This window comes from Amaricoccus sp. (assembly GCF_036846665.1).
Lineage (GTDB): Bacteria > Pseudomonadota > Alphaproteobacteria > Rhodobacterales > Rhodobacteraceae > Amaricoccus.
Genome location: NZ_DAIUBO010000057.1, coordinates 1 through 19,505, shown reverse-complemented (window position 1 = coordinate 19,505; position 19,505 = coordinate 1). Strand labels below are relative to the sequence as shown.

The window sequence follows — 19,505 nt, the reverse complement described above, 5'->3', positions numbered from 1 at the left end:
CCCGCCCCCATCCCGGCGCCGGCGCCTTCGGGCCGCGGGTAGCGGCTCGTCGCCATCGCGGCGACGAGCGAGGCGCGGCTGGCGGCATGGCCCGCCACCAGCACGGCCGGCGCGGCGCCCGCCGGCAGGGCGCCGAGCGCGAGCAGCTTCGCGCCGAGTGTCAGGATCAGGGCCAGCGCGCCATGGGTCCCGATCCGGCTGTCGCGCATGATCGCGAGCGCCCGCTCCGCGGTCCCGCCGCCGCCGAGCCCGTCGAGGGTGTCGGCGAGCCCGTCCTCATGCAGCGCCCCGGTGATCAGGATGCCCGCGGCGATCGCCAGGAGCGCGGCGAGGAGCGGCGGGAAGACCGGCACGGCAGCGGCGAAGACGAGGCCGCAAAGCGAACCGATCAGGAGGCCGACCGCCGGGAACCAGCGCGGCGCGGCCGCCATGCGCGCCGGCGTGAAGAGCCCCATCGGCACCGGCAGCCGCGTGAGGAACTGCGCCGCGACCAGGGCCGTCGCGGCTTCCTCGGCCAGGCGCGCCCTCATGCCGGCCCGCTGACGCCGGCGCTCTCGAAGCTCGCCATGTCGCGCAGCATCGCCGCGGCGGCGCGCAGGAGCGGCCAGGCGAGCAGCGCCCCGGTGCCCTCGCCGAGCCGCATGTCGAGGGCGAGCAGCGACGCGGCGCCGAGATGGTCGAGCAGCGGCCGGTGCCCGGATTCCGCCGAGACATGGGCGAAGACCATCGCCCGCCGCGCCGCAGGGTCGAGCGCCAGCGCCGCCGCCGCCGCCGCCGTGGCGATGAAGCCGTCGACCAGCACGACCCGGCCCGCCGCCGCGGCGCCGAGCATGGCCCCGGCCATCGTCGCGATCTCGAAGCCGCCGTATTCTGCCAGCGCCCGCTCGGGGCCGAGCCGGGCGGGGGTCCGGGCCGCGGCGGCGGCGAGCACCGCGCGCTTGCGCGCAAGGCCGGGATCGTCGAGCCCGGTGCCGCGGCCGACGAGCCCGTCGAGACCGAGGCCGGTCAGCTTGTGCCCGAGCATTGCGGCGGAGGCGGTATTGCCGATGCCCATCTCGCCGAAGGCCGCCGCCTCGCCCGGCGCCGCCGCGCCGAGCCGCCGGCCGGTCTCGAGCGCCTGGCGCGCCTGGCCCTCGTCCATGGCGGGACCGGCGAGAAAGCTGCGGGTTCCCGCGGCGATGCGATGGGAGAGCAGATGCGGATCCGCGATCGGCTCTCCCGCCACGCCCGCATCCACCACCTGCACGGGGATGCCCTGCGCCGCGGCGAAGACCGTCGCGGCCGCGCCCCCGGCGAGGAAATTCAGCACCATCTGCCGGGTGACCGCCTGCGGATAGGCCGAGACCCCTTCGAGCGCGATGCCGTGATCGGCGGCAAAGATCGTGAGCGTGCAGGTCTCCATGCGCGGGGCCAGCGTGCCCTGGAGCTCGGCGATCTGCGCCGCCAGCGTCTCGATCCGGCCGAGCGCGCCGAGGGGCTTGGTCTTGCCGTCGATGGCGCGCCGGATCGCTGCGGCGAGGTCGGATGGGGCGGGCTGCACTTTCGTCGGGCCTCCTTGTTTGCGCCGGCCCTTATTGCCGCCCCGCCTGCCCGAGGCCAGCCCATTTCACCGCGACGAAGGCCCCGGCGCCCGGGCGATCTGGACCGCCAGGATGCCGAGCATGATGATGGTCACACCCAGCACGTCGCGCGGGCTCACGCGCTCGCCGAGGATCAGCGCGGCGGTGGCCACGCCGAAGAACGGGTTGAGGAAGTGGAAGGCGGCGGCCCGCGTCGCGCCGATCCTTCCGACGAGCACGAACCAGACCATCGTCGCGGCGATGCCCGGCACCAGGGTGGTATAGGCGAAGGCGATCACGAGCGGCGCGGTCCAATGGACCTGCCAGGTCTCGAGCGCCAGCGAGACCGGCAGCAGCGCCGCGGCGCCGACCAGCATCTGCAGGCCGACGACCATCCAGAGATTGCCGCCGACCGAGACGCCGCGCACCAAGAGCGTCGCCACCGCCAGCGCCAGCACGCCGGCGAAGCAGAGCGCGAGCCCGACCGGATCGGCGCCGCCGCCGAGCCGGGCCGCCATGATGATGAGCACGCCGAGCACGCCCGCCGCGAGTCCCGCGAGCGCCAGCGGCGCCAGCCGCTCCCCGAGGAAGAGCCGCCCCAGCCCGGCGACGATCAGGGGCAGCAGGCTCGCCACCACGACCGCGAGGCTCGCCTCGACGCTGCGCAAAGCCTCGAAATTGAGGCCGAGATAGAGCGCGTTCTGGCAGAGGCCGAAGACCGCCACGCCGACCCATTGCCGGCGCGAAAGGCGGATGCGCTGGCCCATCGCCCAGCCGATCGCCAGCGCGATGGCGCCCGAGATCAGGAAGCGGACGCAGAGCGCGAGGAAGGCCGGTGCGTCGGCGACGACGATGCGCGCCGAGGTGAAGGCGGAACTCCAGGCCGCGACGAAGAACAGCCCGAGCGCGACGGCGCGCCAATCCATTCCCACCCCCAGAAAAGCAACAGGCCGCGCAGGGGCGCGACCCGTGTAGCGCGTGGTCCGGAAACCGGCGCGGTGTCAGGCGTTGATCACGTCCTTGAGCTGCTTGGCGATGGTCACCTTCGCCACGCGGTCGGCCGGCTTCATCATCTGCTCGCCGGTCGAGGGATTGCGCACCATGCGCTCGGCGCGGGAGCGGCAGGCGAACTTGCCCAGGCCCGGCAGGGTGACGGCGCCGCCGTTGGCGACCTCGTTGGTGACGATGGTGGTCAGCGCTTCGAGCGCGCGGTTCGCCGTGGCCTTGTCCACGCTCGCGGTCTCGGCAATCGCGGCGACGAGCTGGGTCTTTGTCATGGGCTTTTGCGTCATATGGCGTTTCCTGTCGAGCGGATCAATGAAGCCCGGGCGGCGCGCCCGCCCCGGCATGATGGCACTTATGCCAGCCGATCACCGAAACTCAATCGCGGAATGCGCAGTGACCCCTTGTTTCATGGGGTTCTGGCGCAACCCATGCGCGACTGTTGCAAAAAAGAGTCTCCCCGGAGGCCGGGCGTCACAGGAATGCCGTCTCGTCGAAACTGCGCAGCTTGCGCGAATGCAGTTTCTCCAGCGGCATCTCGCGCAGGGATTCCATCGCCCGGATGCCGATGCGCAGGTGCTGGGCGACCTGGCGCTTGTAGAAATCGGTGGCCATGCCCGGCAGCTTCAGCTCGCCATGCAGCGGCTTGTCGGAGACGCAGAGCAGCGTGCCGTAGGGAACCCGGAAGCGGAAGCCGTTGGCGGCGATGGTGGCGCTCTCCATGTCGAGCGCGATGGCGCGGGCCTGGCTTAGCCGCGCCACCGGCCCGGACTGGTCGCGCAGCTCCCAGTTGCGGTTGTCGATCGTCGCCACCGTGCCGGTGCGCATGATGCGCTTCAGCTCGAAGCCGGTCAGGCCGGTCACCTCGGCCACGGCGTTCTGCAGCGCCACCTGCACCTCCGCCAAGGCCGGGATCGGCACCCAGATCGGCAGGTCGTCGTCGAGAACGTGGTCCTCGCGCATATAGGCATGGGCCAGCACGTAATCGCCCAGCGACTGGGAGTTCCTCAGGCCGGCGCAATGGCCGATCATCACCCAGACATGGGGGCGCAGCACCGAGACATGGTCGGTGATGGTCTTGGCGTTCGACGGCCCGATCCCGATGTTGACCATCGAGATGCCGGCGTGGTTCGGCCGGACCAGGTGATAGGTCGGCATCTGCGGCTGGCGCGCGGCGAGCATGCCGCTGCGCCCCTTGCGGGTGGTCACCAGATTGCCGGGCTCGATCAGCGCCTCGTAGCCGGAATCGGGATCGGCCAGCGCCTCCCGGGCGAATTCCACGAATTCGTCCATGTAGAACTGGTAATTGGTGAAGAGCACGTGGTTCTGGAACCAGGAGGGGCTGGTGGCGGTGTAATGCGCGAGCCGGGCCAGCGAATAATCGATGCGCTGGGCGGTGAAGGGCGCGAGCGGGCGGGCGCCGTCCGCGCCGGGGCTCGGCTTGCCGTTGACGATGTGGTCGTCGGTGGTGTTCAGGTCCGGAACGTCGAAGAGGTCGCGCAGCGGGCGGTGCAGCGTGTCCTCGATGGATCCCTCCACATGGGCGCCCTCCGCCATGGCGAAATGCAGCGGGATGGCGGTGTCGGAGGTGCCGACGCGGACCGGCATGCCGTGGTTCTGGATCAGGAGTCCGAGCTGCTGGGTCAGGTAGCCCTCGAAGAGATCCGGCCGGGTGATCGTGGTCTCGTAGACGCCCGGCTCGGTCACATGCCCGAAGGAGAGGCGGCTGTCGACCTTGGCGAAGCTCGCGGTGGTGACGCCGACCCGCGGGTAGAAGGCGCGAAAGCGCCCCTCGGGCGCCTCCCCGGCCATCACCCGGGCGAAATGCCCGCGCAGGAACCCCACCGCGGCGTCGTAGCGCCGCCGGATCTCCGCCACCGCCTCGGCGGCATCGGTGAAGATGTCGTCGGCCTGCGGCGGCGGCGCGAGGATCGGCAGTTCGGAGAGAGGGTTGCGGTGGTGCATCGCGGCGGCCCTCAGGCAGGCAGGAGGAGCTCGGTCGGCGCGAAGCGCGTCACGTCGATCAGCCCGAGGTCGGAGATCCGCAGCGCCGGGATCACCACCAGGGCGAGCAGCGAATGCTGCATATAGGCATTGTTGAGCCGGCAGCCGCAGGCCGCCATCGCCGCGACGATGCCCTCGGCGGCGGCAGCGACCTCCTCGGCCGGCGCGTCCGACATCAGCCCCGCGATCGGCAGGCGGACCAGCGCGATCTCCTCGCCGTCCTTCCAGACCGTGACCCCGCCCCCGACCTCGCCCAGCCGGTTCGCCGCCAGCGCCATGTCGGGTTTCGAGCTGCCCACCACGATCATGTGATGGCTGTCATGGGCCACCGTCGAGGCCACCGCGCAGGGCGCGTCGTAGCCGAAGCCCGAGACGAAGCCGTTGACCACCGATCCGGTGCGGCGATGGCGCTCGACCAGCGCGATCTGGGCCACGTCCTTCGCCACATCCCCGGTCACCAGTCCGTCCACCACGGCGAGCTCCGCCTCCAGCGCCCGCGTCGGCGCCTGGTTCTCGACCACGCCGATCACCCGGGCGCGGACGCGCGTCGCACCCTCCGGCGCCGGGATGTCGAAATCGGCCGCCACCAGCTTCCGGCCCATCCGGACCGTTTCCCGCGCGCTCGCGGGCCAGGTGAAATCCGGCTCCTCGGCGAGGCAGGCGCCGTTCTCGGCCACCACCTCGCCGCGGGCGATCACCGTCTCGACCGGCAGGGTCGCGAGGTCCGAGGTCAGGATGCAATCGGCCCGCCGCCCCGGCGCGATCGAGCCGATCTCGCGTTCGAGCCCGAAATGCGTCGCGGTGTTGATCGTGGCCATCTGCAGCGCGATCAGCGGATCGAGGCCGCAATCGACGGCATGGCGCACCACCCGGTCCATGTGCCCGTCGTTGACCAGCGTGCCGGAATGGCAATCGTCGGTGCAGAGGATGAAGCTGCGCGGATCGAGCCCCTTCTCGGTGACGGCGGTGATCTGCGCCTTCACGTCGTACCAGGCCGAGCCGAGCCGCAGCATCGCCCGCATCCCCTGGCGCACGCGCATGATGGCATCCGCCTCGCAGGTGCCCTCGTGGTCGTCGGCGGGGCCGCCGGCGGCATAGGCATGGAACCCCGCGAGATCGGGCGAGGCGTAATGCCCGCCGACGGTCTTGCCCGCGTCCTGGGTCGCGGCGATCTCGGCGAGCATCTTGGCGTCCCCGGCGATGACGCCGGGATAGTTCATCATCTCCCCGAGCCCGACGATGTTCGGCCATGCCATCGCCTCGGCCACGTCCCGGGGCGAGATCTCGGCGCCCGGCGTCTCCAGCCCCGGCGCCGACGGCGCGCAGGCGGGCATCTCGACGAAGACGTTGATCGGCTGGACCATCGCCTCGTCATGCATCAGCCGCACGCCCGCGAGCCCGAGCACGTTCGCGACCTCGTGCGGATCGACGAACATGCTGGTGGTGCCGTGGGGGATCACCGCGCGCACGAACTGGCTGACGGTCAGCATGCCGCTCTCCACATGCATGTGGCCGTCGCAGAGCCCGGGGATCAGATAGCGGCCGCCCGCGTCGATCACCCGGGTCCCGGGGCCGATCATCGCCGAGGCATCGGGTCCGCAGGAGGCGAAGCGCCCGGCCCGGATCGCGATGTCGCTGCCTTCCAGCACCTCGCGAGAATGCACGTTCACCCAGGCGCAATTGCGGATGACGAGATCGGCGGGCGCCCGGCGGGCGGCCACGGCGATCAGTTCGGCGGCCACTGCGGGCCAGGGGCGGATGGAGCGGGTCATGCCGCAGATTCCCCCGCGGCCCGCCGGCATGCAAGCCCTATCGCCGCGCGGGCCGGCCAAAACGGCATCGCCGGTTCCGGCCGCGCGCGGCGCCGGTCAGGGGGCCGCGGCGCTCGCCACGGTCTCCGCCGCCGGCCCGCCGGCGGTGACCACGACCAGCGCCGTTGCGTCCTCGCTCCCGAAGCCGCCATAGCGGTGCGGCACGGCGGGGTCGAAATAGAGCGCGTCGCCCTCGGCGAGCAGGACCTCCGTTTCGCCCACCGTGACCGCGACTTGCCCGGCGAGCACGAAGACGAGCTCGGCCCCGTCGTGCCGGTGCGGGTCGGAACTCGGTCCCCGGGCGGGAAAGACCGCCAGATAGGCGTCGATCAGCCTGTCGGCGGCGGGAAAGTTGAGGCTCTCGAAGAAATAGGCCGGCGCCGTCGCGCCGGATCGCTCGGGCAGGCGGAGCCGGTCCTGCCGGCGCACCACGGACAGGGTCCGCCGGGCGCTCGCGTCGGCGAAGAAATGGTCGAGCCCGACGCCGAAGACCATGGCGATGCGCAGCAGCGTCGGCAGCGTCGGAAAGACCTGGCCGCGCTCGATCTTGGAGAGCATTCCCGGCGAGAGGCCCGTATGCTCGCCGAGCTGGACCAGGCCGAGCTTCCGGGCCCGGCGCAGCGCCCGCACCTTCGGCCCGATCCGATACTGCCCCAACTCGTCCGCGAGCGTTTCCGAAACCATGCGCGCTTCCCGCTTTTCCCCTGAGGCAACGAACGCGGCTTGTTTGTATCAGGGTGCAAATCGTTGTCATATCACGAAATTGTGCATGGCATGAACAAAGATATTCACCACATGCGAAACCGTCACCGCTTCTCGTGATGCCACGATCGGCGGATGGACGGAGAAAGCCAGCAAGGGAAGGACCCAAGCATGATCAAGTCCAGCAACCTCCTCGCCGCCGCGATCGCGGCCTTCGGGATCACCGCCGGCGCGGCGCAGGCCCAGCAGGCCGACATCGTCGACACCGCGGTCGGAGCCGGCAGCTTCAACACGCTGGTGGCGGCGGTGCAGGCGGCGGAGCTCGTCGACGCCCTGAAGGGCGAGGGGCCCTTCACGGTCTTCGCGCCGACCGACGAGGCCTTCGCGGCGCTCCCCGCCGGCACGGTCGACGAACTGCTCAAGCCCGAGAACCGCGAGCAGCTCGTCTCGATCCTGACCTATCATGTCGTGCCGGCGAAGGTGATGTCCGGCGACATCGCCGGCAAGACGGCGACGGCCAAGACGCTCTCGGGCGAAGAGCTCGCGATCGACGCGACCAGCGGCGTGACGGTGAACGGCGCCAAGGTCGTGACCGCCGACATCGAGGCCTCGAACGGCGTGATCCACGTCGTCGACGCGGTCATCCTGCCGCCCGCCAACTGATTCCCCCATTCGGGCCGCGCGGTCCATCCGCGCGGCGCCTCCAACGGAGAAGAGCCATGAAGATCCTGAACACCGTCACCCTGATCCTGCTGATCGTCGGCGGGCTGAACTGGGGCCTCTTCGGCCTCTTCGGTTTCGACCTCGTCGCAGCCCTGTTCGGCGCCGGCTCGGCGCTGTCGCGGCTCGTCTATGTACTGGTCGGACTGTCGGCCCTGTGGCAGATCCGCCCGCTGACCGCCGCGCTCGGCGGCGCCGCCACCCCGGCCGCGCATCGCTGAGCCGGAGCGGCGCGATCGGCCCCGCCCGCTTCGGGACCGGCCGAAGCTGGCGTTTCCGAACGAGACCCGCGCCGCAGACGCGGCGCGCGGTCTGCCCGGACCCTCCCCGGGCGCGGCGCCCGGGACGTCAGGGCGGCGGCCGCGCGAAGACCTCCGCGACGATCGCTTCGAGCACGCCGGCATCCGCTTCGGTGAAGGCGTCCGGCTGGTCGCTGTCGATGTCGAGCACGGCGATCAGCGCGCCCGCCGCATCGAGGACCGGCACCACGATCTCGGAGCGCGTGCTCGAGGCGCAGGCGATATGGCCGGGAAAGGCATCGACATCCGGCACGATCTGCGTCCGGCGCTCCCGCGCCGCCGCACCGCAGACGCCGCGTTCGAAGGGGATGACCAGGCAGCCGTGGCCGCCCTGATAGGGACCGATCTTCAGGAGGCCCGGCGCCACCACCCGGTAGAAGCCGACCCAGTCGAAGCGCGCATCGGCGTGGTAGAGCTCGCAGGCGATCGTCGCCATCAGGGCGACCGCATCGGATTCGCCCGCGGTGAGCGCCCGGATCCGGGCGGACAGTTCGGCGCGGTCGATCGGCATGGCGCCCCCCGGTTGCGCCCCTGCGCTACTCCCGGCCGGACGGCGGCGCAAATGAAAACGCCCGGACACACGGTCCGGGCGTTTCCGCTTCGTGAGGCCGGTGGCCTCAGTAGACGTAGGCGCGTTCGCCGTGATCGGCGAGGTCGAGGCCCTCGCGCTCGCTCTCGGGGGTCACCCGCAGCCCGACCAGCATGTCCACGAGCTTGTAGAGCAGGAACGAGACCCCGCCGCACCAGACGATGGTGATCACCACGCCGACGAACTGGATCCAGACCTGACCGGCCATGGAATAGCCATCGACGCCGATGCCGCCGAGCGCGGGGCTCACGAAGATGCCGGTGCCGATCGAGCCGACGATGCCGCCGATCCCGTGGATGCCGAAGACGTCGAGGCTGTCGTCGTAGCCGAGCGCGTTCTTCACGCTGGTCACGAAGTAGAAGCAGACCACCGAGGCGATCACCCCGAGCACGATGGCGCCCATCGGCCCGATCAGGCCCGCCGCCGGCGTCACCGCGACGAGGCCGGCGACCGCGCCCGAGACGACGCCGAGCAGCGAGGGTTTGCCCTTGGCCGCCCATTCGGTGAACATCCAGCCCAGCGTCGCCCCGGCGGTCGCCACGAAGGTGTTGATCACCGCCAGCGTCGTGCCGCCGTTCGCCTCGAGGTTCGAGCCGGCGTTGAAGCCGAACCAGCCGAACCAGAGCAGCGAGCCGCCGATCATGGTCATGGTCAGCGAATGCGGCGTCAGCGCCTCGCGGCCGAAGCCGATGCGCTTGCCGAGCACGAGGCAGCCGACCAGCGCCGCGATCCCGGCGTTGATGTGGACGACCGTGCCGCCGGCGAAATCGAGCGCGCCGAGCTGGAAGAGATAGCCGTCGCCGTACCAGACCATATGCGCGATCGGCAGATAGACGAAGGTGCTCCAGAGCACGCAGAAGAGCAGCACGGCCGAGAACTTCATCCGCTCCGCGAAGCCGCCGACGATGAGCGCCGGGGTGATCGCCGCGAAGGTCATCTGGAAGCAGATGAAGATGTATTCCGGGATCTCCACGCCCTCGGTGAAGGTCGCCACGGTCGAATCCGGCGTGACGCCCGCCAGGAACAGCCGGGAAAAGCCGCCGATGAAGGCGTCGAACGGCCCGCCGCCATTGAGTGCGAGGCTGTAGCCGTAGACGACCCAGAGGATCATCATGGTGCAGGCGATCACGAAGACCTGCATCAGCACCGACAGCATGTTCTTCGAGCGCACCAGCCCGCCGTAGAACAGCGCGAGCCCCGGCAGGGTCATGCCGAGCACGAGGATGGTCGCCGTTATCATCCAGGTGGTGTCGCCCTTGTCGACGGTGGCGGCCACCGCCTCGGCGACCGCCTCGGTCGCGACGCCGCCGACGGTCTCCTGGGCGCGGGCGGGCAGGGCCAGCATCGCGCCCAGCGCGGCGAGCCCGGTGGTTTTCGTGAGGTTCAGCATCTCTGATGGCTTCCTGTCATGTCCCATTTGCTCACAGCGCCTCGTCGCCGGTCTCGCCGGTGCGCACGCGCATCGCCTGCTCGACATCGAGCACGAAGATCTTTCCGTCGCCGATCTTGCCGGTCTTGGCGGTCATGGCGACGGTCTCGACCACATGGGCGGCGACCGCGTCGGGCACGACGATCTCGAGCTTGACCTTGGGGACGAAGTTCACGACGTATTCGGCGCCGCGATAGATCTCGGTATGGCCGGACTGGCGCCCGTAGCCCTTCACTTCGGAGACCATCAGCCCCTGGACCCCGAGATTGGTCAGCGCCTCGCGGACCTCCTCGAGCTTGAAGGGCTTGATGACCGCTACAATCAGTTTCATCGCATCCTCGTGATTGGGCGTCGCCTCGCGGCGACCGCTGCCATGTGTCGAGCAAGATGCGTGCCAACTCAGCCGGAGCGTCTATAATATATTGATATATAACGAAAAACACTCTCCCCGCATCGGCCGATGACGGTTTTCGTCGCCACGTATGCCCATAATTACGGCGCTCAATCAAGAATGCTTAAGAACTGCACAAATGCCTGCCGCTGGGCGCCGCCTCGCCGGCCCCGGCGCAAGGGTCTGGCGCATCCGGGCCGATCCGAATAGAATCGGCCCATAACAAGAACGGGCAGGTGGCCTCGATATGGCCGGAAAAGGCAGGAAACGGGCGAAGGCGAAGCCGAAGCCGCGCCTCGGTCGCATGGAGAGGTTTCTCCGGGGATTGCTGGCGCGCAGCTTCCGCCTGGTCTGGTGGGTCGGATTGCGCGGGGCGATCCTCGCCGCGATCGTGCTCGCGGTGAGCACGGCCTATTACGTCGCGCAGATCCCGGATTACGACGAGCTTCTCGACGGGCGCTCCGGCGGATCGGTCACCCTGCTCGACCGCAACGGCGAGGTCTTCGCCTGGCGGGGCGAGCAGCTCGGCCTGACCACGGCCGGCGCGGTGTCGCCGCATCTGGTCCATGCGGTCGTCGCGACCGAGGACCGGCGGTTCTACCGCCATTTTGGCATCGACCTGCGCGGCACGGCGCGCGCCGCCCTGGTCAATTTCCAGGCAGGCGGCACGGTGCAGGGCGGATCCTCGATCACCCAGCAGGTGGCGAAGCTCCTCTTCTTCGACAGCACCCGGACGCTGGAGCGCAAGATCAAGGAAGTCCCGGCGGCGCTGGCGCTGGAATGGAAGTTCACCAAGGACGAGATCCTCTCGATCTATCTCAACCGCGCCTATCTCGGCGCCGGCGCGGTCGGCTTCGAGGCCGCGGCGCAGCGCTATTTCGGCAAGTCCGCGGCGGAGGTGACGCCCGGCGAGGCGGCGATGCTCGCGGGCCTCCTGCGCGCGCCCTCGCGCTTCGCCCCCACCAACGACCTCGCCCGCGCCCAGAACCGCGCGGCGACGATCGTCGGGCTCATGCGCGACCAGGGCTATCTGACCGAGCAGCAGGCCGCCGTCGCCCTCGCCCAGCCCGCCGCGCTGTCGCGCGCCGCCGCCGCCCGCGCCGGCGGCGCCTTCGCCGATTGGGTCATGTCCTCGGGTCCGGATTTCCTGACCCGCACCACCACCGAGGACGTCGCGGTCCTGACCACCTTCGACCCGCGGGTCCAGCACGCCGCCGAGGCGGGACTCGCCGAGGTCTTCGAGACCAAGGTCAAGGCCGGCTCCAATGCCCAGGCCGCGGTGGTGGTGATGTCGCGCGACGGCGCGGTGCGCGCGATGATCGGCGGGCGCGACCTCGGGGGCGCCGAGGGCCAGTTCAACCGCGCGGTCCAGGCCAAGCGCCAGACCGGCTCGCTCTTCAAGACCTTCGTCTTCGCGGCCGCGCTCCAGGCCGGCGCCGAGCCCACCGACCCGGTGCTCGACGCGCCGCTCACCCTCTACGTGCCGGGCTCCGGCGACTGGTCGCCGCAGAACTACACCCACAGCTACAAGGGCCAGATCGACCTGACCGAGGCGCTGGTGCATTCGGTCAATACCGCCACGGTGCGGGTCTCCGAGGCGACCGGCCGGGCGCGGGTGCGGGCCGTCGCCCGCGACCTCGGGGTGAACGAGCCGCTCGCGGACGGGCCGGCGCTGGCGCTGGGCGTGTCGGAGGCGACCCTGCTCGAGATGACCGGCGCCTATGCCGGCATCCTCAACGGCGGGGCGACGGCGATCCCCTACGGCATGCGCGAGTTGCAGCTCAAGTCCGACGGCTCGCGGCTGATGGCCGGCGACGGCGTCGCGCCGGTCCGCGTGCTCGACGAGAAATCCGCGGGCGAGCTCGTCTGGATGCTGCGCCAGGTCGTGGAGCGCGGCACCGGCGGGCGCGCGCGCCTGCCCGACCGTCCGGTCGCGGGCAAGACCGGCACCACCCAGGCCGCCCGCGACGCCTGGTTCATCGGCTTCACCGGCGATTACGTGACCGGGGTCTGGATGGGCTACGACGACAACACGCCGCTTTCGGGCACCACCGGCGGCGGCCTGCCCGCCGAGATCTGGCGCGAGGTCATGCTGCGCGTCGAGGAGGGACAGCCGGTCCGCCCGCTGCCCGAGCGCGCCCCCGCAGAGCCCTCGGTGCCCCTTCCCGGGCCGGCCGAGGTGGTGAGCAACGTGGGCACCACGGTGCAATCGGTCCTGCAGAACGTGGTGCGCGGCATCTTCGGCCGCAACTGAGCGGTTTCGGGCGAGGATGGAGCCTTCCGCCGGTCGGGGACCGGGACGGGACGACCCTGGCATGGCCAGAGCGATCGCATCTGAGCTGGGACTTTCCACTTCGACCGTCCCACCACAAGATGAGAGCAGCGCCCGAACCGGCGGGCGCGCAGCCAGGTTCGGTTCCTCTGCCCTCACGGCCGGGGACACCGGCCTCGGGTGCAACGGGAGCCTTCGGCGAGGGCCGCTGGCATCAATGATCTGTTTCCCGCGCCGATCTCCGGCCGCCTGCTTTCCGCTGGACGGTGCTGGCGGCGCGGGCCATACCTTCGCGCCGGCTTCCTTCCGGCGGAGCCGCGCAGCGGGCATGAGCACCACCACCCAGGATCTCCCGACCGCCCCCGAGACCCGTACCGCCTATCTGGTGCTCGGGGCACTCAGCCTCTGCCACATGCTCAACGACACCATCCAGTCGCTGCTCCCGGCGCTCTATCCGGTGCTTCAGGCCAATTACGCGCTCAGCTTCACCCAGATCGGCCTGCTGCATTTCGCCTTCCAGGGGACGGCCTCGGTGCTGCAGCCGGCGGTGGGCTTCGCCACCGACCGGCGCCCGCGCTTCCGGCTGCTCGCGCTCGGCATGGGGCTCAGCCTCGCGGGGCTCGTGACCCTCGCCTTCGCCCATGCCTATGGGGTGCTCCTGCTCGCGGCGGTCAGCATCGGCCTCGGCTCGGCGATCTTCCACCCCGACGCCTCGCGCCTCGCGCGCCTCGCTTCGGGCGGCCGCTACGGCACGGCGCAATCCTTCTTCCAGGTGGGCGGCAATGCCGGCAGCGCCATCGGCCCGCTGCTCGCGGCCTTCGTCGTGCTGCCCTTCGGCCAGAGCTCGGTCGCCTGGTTCTCGGTGCTGGCGCTGCTCGGCATGATCGTGCTCTGGAAGGTCGGCAGCTGGGCGCGGGCCCGGCACCGCGAGCGCGTCGCCGCCCGGGTGGCGCCGGCGCGCAATCCGCTGCTGCCGCGGCGGCGGATCCTCGTGATTATCGGCATCCTCGCGCTGCTCGTCTTCTCGAAATACGTCTATGTGGTCAGCCTGACGAGCTTCTACACCTTCTACCTGATCGAGACCTTCGGCGTCTCGGTGCGCGAATCGCAGCTCCTGCTCTTCGTCTTCCTCGGGGCGGTCGCGCTCGGCACCTTCGTCGGCGGCCCTATCGGCGACCGCATCGGGCGCAAGGCGGTGATCTGGGTATCGATCCTCGGCGTGCTGCCCTTCACCCTGGCGCTGCCGCACGCCAACCTGCTCTGGACCGCGATCCTGACCTTCGTCATCGGCGTGGTGATCGCCTCGGCCTTCTCGGCGATCCTCGTCTATGCCCAGCAGCTGGTGCCGAACCGCATCGGGCTGATCTCCGGGCTCTTCTTCGGCTTCGCCTTCGGCATCGCCGGGATCGGCGCGGCGGCGCTCGGCATCCTCGCCGACTGGAAGGGCATCGCCTTCGTCTACCGGCTCTGCGCCTGGCTGCCGCTGATCGGGCTCCTGACCGTCTTCCTGCCGCCCGACAACGCGCTCAAGTCGCGCTGACCATCAGGACCGGGCCCGCAGCTCCGCGGTCAGCCGATCGACGCTGCCGCCCTGGGCGTCGAGCATCGCGCCGATCTCGGCGCGCTCGTTGGCGAGCAGCGAGACCCCCTCGATGATCAGGTTGACCGCCCTGGCCCTGCCGCTGCGGTCGCTGATCTGCCAGTCGACGGCGATGTTCTCCTGGCCCGGCCGCACCACGACCGTCTGCACCAGCACGCCCGCCCTGCCGGCGTCGCGCGCGCCGGCGACGCTGATGCTGGCGTTGCGGTATTCGCCGAACTGCCGGCCGTATTTGCGGGCGAGATAGCTCTGGAAGGCCGCCACATAGGCCTGCCGCTGCCCCGCGGAGGCGCCGCGCCAGGCCGGGCCCAGCGTCGCCGCCGCCACCGCCGGCATGTCGGCGTAGCGCGCGAGAAGCCCCTCGAAATCCCGGTAGAGCTGCGCCTCGCTGCGGCCGGAATTGACCAGCTTGGTCAGGTCGGCCGAGATCGCCATCACCAGGCCCTGGGCCTGGGAGGCGGCATCGGCGGCCGCCGGCCGCGGCAGGAGGCCGAGCAGGGCCGCGGAGCCCAGCCCCGCGAGCAGCGCCCGGCGCCCCGGCCGGGTGATCGGATCAGTAGTCGGCATAGACATCCTCCAGTTGTCCGACATCGGTGCCGCCCTGAAGCCGCGCCCGCATGTTCTGAAGATAGCTGATCCGCTGGGCGGTGTAGCTGTCGGCGGAATTGTAGAGCAGCTCGTCGAGCACCGGGTCGATCTCGTAGCGGTCGTTGACGATGTCGAGCGTGCCGATCCCGAAGAGCGCGTTGGTCGCGGTTGCCGGGGCCACGAGATAGACCGGGTCGAGCAGGATATCGAGCGCCCAGCCGGTCCAGTCGCGCTGGGTGCCCGGCCCGCCGATCGGCAGCTCGAGATAGCCGCCCTCCGGCACGCCCCAGACCTCGAAGGTCTCGTCGAAATTCGTCTCGCGATAGGGCAGGCCCATCTCCGCCGCCGGGTCGAGCAGCCCGCCGAGCCCGAGGCTCGTGTTGATCATGAAACGGGTGACGGTCTCGGCCGTCTGCGGGCCGCGCATCTGCAGCACCGACTGGATCGCCTGGCCGGGCAGCTTCCAGTTGTAGCGCAGGTTCGTCACCCCCTTGCGCATCGGCGCCGGGATCTTTCCGTAGGTCCGGGCGACGGGCTGGAAGATCGCCTTGTCGATCTGCTTGTTGTTCGCGTGGGCGACCCGGTTCGATTCCTCTAGCGGATCGAAATCGAGGCTGCCCGGATCCGGCGCGGCGGTGCAGCCGGCGAGCCAGGCCGGCACCAGGGCTCCGAGAAGAATACACGCGATCCGCATGGGTTGGCGACCTCCGGAGACCTCCATAGCGGCCTTGTGGCGGCGGCGCCACCCGTCTGCTCGGCCCAGCCCCCGGCGGCATTTCGATTTCCCTCGGCCGCGATATTGGCTAGCCTCGGCGCGGCCGCTAGAGCGAAGGAGCCCGCCCCCCGTGACCCAGACCATCGACGCCCGTCTCGCCGAACTCGGCATCGTCCTGCCCGACGCCCCGGCGCCGGCCGCCAATTACGTGCCTTACGTGACGACGGGCGATCTCGTCTTCGTCTCCGGCCAGATCAGCCGCGATGAAGCGGGGCTCATCACCGGCCGGCTCGGCGCGGACGTCGATGTCGCGGCGGGCCGCGCCGCGGCGCGGCATTGCGGGCTGGCGCTCGTCGCCCAGCTGCGCGCCGCTTGCGGCGGCGATCTCGAAAGGGTGCGCCAGGTGGTCAAGCTGACCGGATTCGTCAATGCGACGCCGGAATTCACCGAGCATCCGCAGGTGATCAACGGCATCTCCGACCTCATGGTCGAGATCTTCGGCGACCGGGGCCGCCACGCGCGCGCCGCGGTCGGCTCGGTCTCGCTGCCCCTGGGCGTCGCGGTCGAGGTCGAGGGTGTGTTCCGCATCGCCTGAGCTCCCGCCCGAGTTCCTCGCCCGTCCGCTCGCCCATCGCGGGCTGCACGACCGGGGCAGGGGGGTGATCGAGAACAGCCGCGCCGCGGTGCGGGCGGCGGTGGCGGCCGGCTATGGCATCGAGATCGACGTCCAGCGCGCGGCCTGCGGCGAGGTGATGGTGTTCCACGACGCCGCGCTCCGGCGGCTGACCGGCCGCCGCGGGCGCGTGGCCGAGCGCAGCGCCGCCGAGCTCGGCGCGATCCCGCTGACCGGCGGCGGCGAGACCATCCCGACGCTTTCCGAGATCCTCGCCATCGTCGCCGGGCGCGCGCCGCTCCTGATCGAGTTCAAGGATCCCGACCCTATGCTTGGCCCGACCGGGGGCGCGATGGAGGCGCGCGCCGCGGACCTGCTCGCCGGCTATGTGGGGCCGGTGGCGCTGATGTCCTTCAACCCGCATTCGGTGGCGGCGGCGGCGCGCGCCGCCCCGGACCGGCCGCGCGGTCTGACGACCTGCAATTTCGAGGGGCCGAAATGGCCGCTCTCGGAGACCCGGCGCGGCGAGCTGGCCGGCATCTGCGACTTCGGCCCCACCGGATCGGCCTTCATCTCCCACAACCACCGGGAGCTCGATTCGCCCGCCGTCTCGGCGCTCAAGGCGCGCGGCGTGCCGGTGCTCTGCTGGACCGTGCGCGGGCCCGCCGAGGAAGCCGCCGCGCGGCGGGTCGCCGACAACATCACCTTCGAGGGCTACGCCCCCGACCGGCCCGGTTGACGCGCCGCCGCCCGCGACCATCTCTAGGGGCGGGCAGGAGACCGGCATGGACGGCGGCGACCAGATCGAGATCACGGTGCTCGGGGCGCTCGACGAGATCCCCGCGGCGGAATGGGACGCCTGCGCCGGCGACGGCGCCATCGGCGCGCGCCCGGTCGATCCCTTCACCACCCACCGCTTCCTCGCCGCGCTCGAATCCTCCGGCAGCGTCGGTCCCGGCACCGGCTGGGCCCCGCGCCATCTCGTCGCCCGCCAGGGCGGCGGCGCCATCGCGGTGATGCCGCTCTATGCCAAGGGCCACAGCCAGGGCGAATACATCTTCGACCACAATTGGGCCCATGCCTGGGAGCGCGCCGGCGGGCGCTACTACCCCAAGCTGCAATCGGCGGTTCCCTTCACGCCCGCGACCGGCCGCCGGCTGCTGACCCGGCCGGGCTTCGAGGAGACGGGCCGAAGGGCGCTGATCGAGGGCGCGCTGACGCTCGCCGCGCGCATGGGCGTCTCCGGCCTGCATGTCACCTTCTGCACCGAGGCGGAACGGCGCTGGGGCGAGGCGGCCGGGCTCTTGGGCCGCAGCAGCCAGCAGTTCCACTGGCAGAACCGCGGCTACCGAGATTTCGACGCCTTCCTCGCCGATCTCGCCTCGCGCAAGCGCAAGGCGATCCGCAAGGAACGGGCGCAGGCGCAGGCCTTCGGCGGCGAGATCGTCGCGCTCACCGGCGCGGCGATCGAGCCCGCGCACTGGCAGGCGTTCTGGCGCTTTTACCAGGACACCGGCGCGCGCAAATGGGGCCAGCCCTACCTCACCCGGGCGTTCTTCGACGCGGCACAGGAGAGTCTGCGCGACGACATCCTGCTCATCCTCGCCCGCCGCGACCGCCGCTGGGTCGCGGGCGCGCTCAACTTCATCGGCCGCGATGCGCTCTTCGGCCGGTACTGGGGCTGCACCGAGGACCACCCGTTCCTGCATTTCGAGCTCTGCTACTACCAGGCCATCGAGGCCGCCATCGCCCGCGGCCTCGCCCGGGTCGAGGCCGGCGCCCAGGGCGAGCACAAGCTGGCGCGCGGCTACCTGCCGGTGGCGACCCATTCGCTGCACTGGATCGCCGACGAGGGCTTCGCGCGGGCGGTCGCGCAATACCTGCGCGCCGAGGCGGCGGCGGTGGGCGAGGAGATCGAGGTCCTGACCGCCTATGGCCCGTTCCGCCGCGGGCCGGCGGCGGAACCGGATTGACCCGGCCGGGAGCCGGCCGGAATGTGCATCGAAGCAGTGGAGTGAACCATGACAGGCACGATCGACTTCTACACCAACCCCATGTCGCGCGGACGCATCGCGCATTGGATGCTCGAGGAGGTTGGCGCCCCCTACCGGACGCATTACCTGGGCTTCGGCCCCGAGATGAACCGCGCCGAATATCTCGCGATCAACCCGCTGGGCAAGGTGCCCGCGATCCGGCACGGCCGGCATGTGGTCACCGAATGCGCCGCGATCTGCGCCTATCTCGCCGAGGCCTTCCCGGAGGCGGAACTGACCCCGACGCCCGACGGCCGCGCCGATTTCTACCGCTGGATGTTCTTCGCCGCCGGCCCGCTGGAGGCCGCGCTCGTCAACCGCGCGCTCGGCGTCGAGGTGCCCGAGGAGCGCCGGGGCATGGTGGGCTACGCCAAGCTCGAGCGCATGTTCGACGCGCTCGAGGGCGCGGTCTCCGGGCGCGATTTCATCGCCGGGAGCCGCTTCTCCGCCGCCGACGTCTATGTCGGCTCGCAGATCGGCTGGGGCCTGCAGTTCGGCTCGATCGAGCCGCGCCCGGCCTTCAAGGACTACTGGGCGCGGATCGCCGGCCGCCCGGCCCGCGCCCGCGCCGAGGCCGCCGACAATGCCGCGATGCCCGCCCGCGCCGCCGCCGCGGGCTGAACCCTGATCCGAGGAGGAGGAGCATGACCGAGAGACTGAGCCAGAGCGAGCGCGACGCCGAGCTTCCCGCCCTGGGCGAGGCCGGCTGGGGCGCCGATCCTGCCCGTGATTCGATCCGCAAGATCTGGAAGTTCGCCACCTTCTCGGAAGCCTGGGGCTTCATGTCGCGGGCCGCTCTCGCGGCGGAGAAGATGAACCACCACCCCGAATGGACCAATGTCTACAACGTGGTGGACGTGACGCTCACCACGCACGATTGCGACGGGCTGAGCGCGCTCGACATCAAGCTCGCCCGGCGCATGGACAAGCTCGCCGGCGCCGGCGTCGAGATCCAGCGCGACCATTCCGAACCGGTGGAATGCCTCTGCAAGCTCCACGCCGCCGCGGGGCCGGCGGCGGGATAGGTATTCCGGTCCGGGAGCGACGCGGATCGGGCCGATCTCGCATCGGTCAGGCCCCGTGCCCCAGCGCGCCGCCTCCCCTTCGCGGATTTGGCCCGTGCCAAATCCGCGCGCGCCTGCCTGCCCCCGGCAGGCGCGACAAGCGCGCCCGCCAGG

General features: G+C 70.8%; 21 protein-coding genes. 9 read left to right on the top strand and 12 right to left on the bottom strand.

Going from position 1 to position 19,505, the window contains the following annotated elements; genetic code table 11:
- The 7 genes from V7050_RS07700 to V7050_RS07670 all read right to left on the bottom strand — a co-directional run.
- On the bottom strand, positions 1–530 hold a 530-nt coding region (locus tag V7050_RS07700), incomplete at its 3' end, for an adenosylcobinamide-GDP ribazoletransferase (RefSeq protein ID WP_324410436.1).
- Positions 527–1,540: a nicotinate-nucleotide--dimethylbenzimidazole phosphoribosyltransferase gene (cobT, locus tag V7050_RS07695; protein WP_324374077.1), complete on the bottom strand. Its 1,014-nt coding sequence runs from the start codon at positions 1,538–1,540 to the stop codon at positions 527–529. The genes V7050_RS07700 and cobT, both read right to left, overlap by 4 nt.
- Before the next feature lie 66 nt (positions 1,541–1,606).
- Positions 1,607–2,485: a DMT family transporter gene (locus V7050_RS07690; protein ID WP_324368343.1), complete on the bottom strand. Its 879-nt coding sequence runs from the start codon at positions 2,483–2,485 to the stop codon at positions 1,607–1,609.
- 75 nt (positions 2,486–2,560) lie between these two features.
- Positions 2,561–2,851, bottom strand: a complete 291-nt coding sequence (locus tag V7050_RS07685; RefSeq protein WP_324368341.1) for an HU family DNA-binding protein — start codon at positions 2,849–2,851, stop codon at positions 2,561–2,563.
- A gap of 184 nt (positions 2,852–3,035) precedes the next feature.
- Positions 3,036–4,526, bottom strand: a complete 1,491-nt coding sequence (locus tag V7050_RS07680) for an AMP nucleosidase (RefSeq protein WP_324368339.1) — start codon at positions 4,524–4,526, stop codon at positions 3,036–3,038.
- Positions 4,527–4,537: 11 nt separating this feature from the next.
- Positions 4,538–6,337: an adenine deaminase gene (locus tag V7050_RS07675; RefSeq protein WP_324368337.1), complete on the bottom strand. Its 1,800-nt coding sequence runs from the start codon at positions 6,335–6,337 to the stop codon at positions 4,538–4,540.
- A gap of 96 nt (positions 6,338–6,433) precedes the next feature.
- The gene (locus V7050_RS07670) at positions 6,434–7,060 is read right to left on the bottom strand and encodes a helix-turn-helix domain-containing protein (RefSeq protein ID WP_324368335.1); all 627 of its coding nucleotides are present in this window, start codon (positions 7,058–7,060) and stop codon (positions 6,434–6,436) included.
- A gap of 189 nt (positions 7,061–7,249) precedes the next feature.
- On the opposite strand from V7050_RS07670, the gene V7050_RS07665 reads away from it, so the two are divergent.
- Together V7050_RS07665 and V7050_RS07660 are read left to right on the top strand one after the other, a co-directional pair.
- Positions 7,250–7,741 (top strand): fasciclin domain-containing protein, encoded by a 492-nt coding sequence (locus tag V7050_RS07665; protein WP_324368334.1) that lies wholly within the window; start codon positions 7,250–7,252, stop codon positions 7,739–7,741.
- 56 nt (positions 7,742–7,797) lie between these two features.
- Positions 7,798–8,019 carry a DUF378 domain-containing protein gene (locus V7050_RS07660; protein ID WP_324368332.1) on the top strand — a complete coding sequence of 74 codons (222 nt, stop codon included), beginning with the start codon at positions 7,798–7,800 and terminating at the stop codon, positions 8,017–8,019.
- A 127-nt stretch (positions 8,020–8,146) separates the two neighbouring features.
- Here the strand turns inward: V7050_RS07660 and V7050_RS07655 are convergent, their stop codons facing one another.
- From V7050_RS07655 to V7050_RS07645, 3 genes are all read right to left on the bottom strand, one after another.
- The gene (locus tag V7050_RS07655; protein WP_324368330.1) at positions 8,147–8,608 is read right to left on the bottom strand and encodes a GAF domain-containing protein; all 462 of its coding nucleotides are present in this window, start codon (positions 8,606–8,608) and stop codon (positions 8,147–8,149) included.
- Between the two features lie 106 nt (positions 8,609–8,714).
- The gene (locus V7050_RS07650) at positions 8,715–10,076 is read right to left on the bottom strand and encodes an ammonium transporter (RefSeq protein WP_324368328.1); all 1,362 of its coding nucleotides are present in this window, start codon (positions 10,074–10,076) and stop codon (positions 8,715–8,717) included.
- A gap of 31 nt (positions 10,077–10,107) precedes the next feature.
- Positions 10,108–10,446, bottom strand: coding sequence for a P-II family nitrogen regulator (locus tag V7050_RS07645; RefSeq protein ID WP_324368326.1), 339 nt, complete (start codon positions 10,444–10,446; stop codon positions 10,108–10,110).
- Between the two features lie 364 nt (positions 10,447–10,810).
- On the opposite strand from V7050_RS07645, the gene V7050_RS07640 reads away from it, so the two are divergent.
- Positions 10,811–12,760 (top strand): transglycosylase domain-containing protein, encoded by a 1,950-nt coding sequence (locus V7050_RS07640; RefSeq protein ID WP_324374080.1) that lies wholly within the window; start codon positions 10,811–10,813, stop codon positions 12,758–12,760.
- Between the two features lie 346 nt (positions 12,761–13,106).
- A complete protein-coding gene (locus V7050_RS07635; protein WP_324369596.1) occupies positions 13,107–14,318 on the top strand; it encodes an MFS transporter in 1,212 nt (403 codons plus the stop codon).
- A gap of 3 nt (positions 14,319–14,321) precedes the next feature.
- Here the strand turns inward: V7050_RS07635 and V7050_RS07630 are convergent, their stop codons facing one another.
- Entirely contained in the window at positions 14,322–14,945 is a 624-nt protein-coding gene (locus V7050_RS07630; protein ID WP_324369597.1) for an MlaC/ttg2D family ABC transporter substrate-binding protein, read from the bottom strand.
- Positions 14,932–15,660, bottom strand: coding sequence for an MlaA family lipoprotein (locus V7050_RS07625; protein ID WP_324374082.1), 729 nt, complete (start codon positions 15,658–15,660; stop codon positions 14,932–14,934). The genes V7050_RS07630 and V7050_RS07625 overlap by 14 nt, the downstream gene beginning before the upstream one ends.
- 151 nt (positions 15,661–15,811) lie before the next feature.
- Between V7050_RS07625 and V7050_RS07620 the strand changes: the two genes are divergently transcribed.
- Genes V7050_RS07620 through V7050_RS07600 form a run of 5 tightly spaced genes read left to right on the top strand, consistent with a single transcriptional unit; the run spans position 15,812 to position 19,352 of the window.
- Positions 15,812–16,276, top strand: coding sequence for a RidA family protein (locus tag V7050_RS07620; RefSeq protein WP_324369599.1), 465 nt, complete (start codon positions 15,812–15,814; stop codon positions 16,274–16,276).
- Positions 16,257–17,033: a glycerophosphodiester phosphodiesterase family protein gene (locus V7050_RS07615; protein ID WP_324369600.1), complete on the top strand. Its 777-nt coding sequence runs from the start codon at positions 16,257–16,259 to the stop codon at positions 17,031–17,033. Before V7050_RS07620 ends, V7050_RS07615 begins: the two co-directional genes overlap by 20 nt.
- Before the next feature lie 46 nt (positions 17,034–17,079).
- The gene (locus tag V7050_RS07610; RefSeq protein WP_324369601.1) at positions 17,080–18,267 is read left to right on the top strand and encodes a GNAT family N-acetyltransferase; all 1,188 of its coding nucleotides are present in this window, start codon (positions 17,080–17,082) and stop codon (positions 18,265–18,267) included.
- A 48-nt stretch (positions 18,268–18,315) separates the two neighbouring features.
- Positions 18,316–18,948 (top strand): glutathione S-transferase family protein, encoded by a 633-nt coding sequence (locus tag V7050_RS07605; protein WP_324369602.1) that lies wholly within the window; start codon positions 18,316–18,318, stop codon positions 18,946–18,948.
- A gap of 23 nt (positions 18,949–18,971) precedes the next feature.
- Positions 18,972–19,352, top strand: coding sequence for a 4a-hydroxytetrahydrobiopterin dehydratase (locus tag V7050_RS07600; protein WP_324369603.1), 381 nt, complete (start codon positions 18,972–18,974; stop codon positions 19,350–19,352).
- The last annotated feature ends 153 nt before the right edge of the window (positions 19,353–19,505 follow it).

Bases quoted from the DNA above. Each gene is read 5' to 3' on its own strand.
- V7050_RS07660 (WP_324368332.1), top strand. From the start codon at position 7,798: ATGAAGATCCTGAACACCGTCACCCTGATCCTGCTGATCGTCGGCGGG.
- V7050_RS07640 (WP_324374080.1), top strand. From the start codon at position 10,811: ATGGAGAGGTTTCTCCGGGGATTGCTGGCGCGCAGCTTCCGCCTGGTC.
- V7050_RS07690 (WP_324368343.1), bottom strand. From the start codon at position 2,485: ATGGATTGGCGCGCCGTCGCGCTCGGGCTGTTCTTCGTCGCGGCCTGG.
- V7050_RS07625 (WP_324374082.1), bottom strand. From the start codon at position 15,660: ATGCGGATCGCGTGTATTCTTCTCGGAGCCCTGGTGCCGGCCTGGCTC.
- V7050_RS07670 (WP_324368335.1), bottom strand. From the start codon at position 7,060: ATGGTTTCGGAAACGCTCGCGGACGAGTTGGGGCAGTATCGGATCGGG.
- V7050_RS07685 (WP_324368341.1), bottom strand. From the start codon at position 2,851: ATGACGCAAAAGCCCATGACAAAGACCCAGCTCGTCGCCGCGATTGCC.
- V7050_RS07655 (WP_324368330.1), bottom strand. From the start codon at position 8,608: ATGCCGATCGACCGCGCCGAACTGTCCGCCCGGATCCGGGCGCTCACC.
- V7050_RS07645 (WP_324368326.1), bottom strand. From the start codon at position 10,446: ATGAAACTGATTGTAGCGGTCATCAAGCCCTTCAAGCTCGAGGAGGTC.
- V7050_RS07605 (WP_324369602.1), top strand. From the start codon at position 18,316: ATGACAGGCACGATCGACTTCTACACCAACCCCATGTCGCGCGGACGC.
- V7050_RS07665 (WP_324368334.1), top strand. From the start codon at position 7,250: ATGATCAAGTCCAGCAACCTCCTCGCCGCCGCGATCGCGGCCTTCGGG.
- V7050_RS07675 (WP_324368337.1), bottom strand. From the start codon at position 6,337: ATGACCCGCTCCATCCGCCCCTGGCCCGCAGTGGCCGCCGAACTGATC.
- V7050_RS07630 (WP_324369597.1), bottom strand. From the start codon at position 14,945: ATGCCGACTACTGATCCGATCACCCGGCCGGGGCGCCGGGCGCTGCTC.
- V7050_RS07650 (WP_324368328.1), bottom strand. From the start codon at position 10,076: ATGCTGAACCTCACGAAAACCACCGGGCTCGCCGCGCTGGGCGCGATG.
- V7050_RS07610 (WP_324369601.1), top strand. From the start codon at position 17,080: ATGGACGGCGGCGACCAGATCGAGATCACGGTGCTCGGGGCGCTCGAC.
- V7050_RS07600 (WP_324369603.1), top strand. From the start codon at position 18,972: ATGACCGAGAGACTGAGCCAGAGCGAGCGCGACGCCGAGCTTCCCGCC.
- V7050_RS07680 (WP_324368339.1), bottom strand. From the start codon at position 4,526: ATGCACCACCGCAACCCTCTCTCCGAACTGCCGATCCTCGCGCCGCCG.
- V7050_RS07635 (WP_324369596.1), top strand. From the start codon at position 13,107: ATGAGCACCACCACCCAGGATCTCCCGACCGCCCCCGAGACCCGTACC.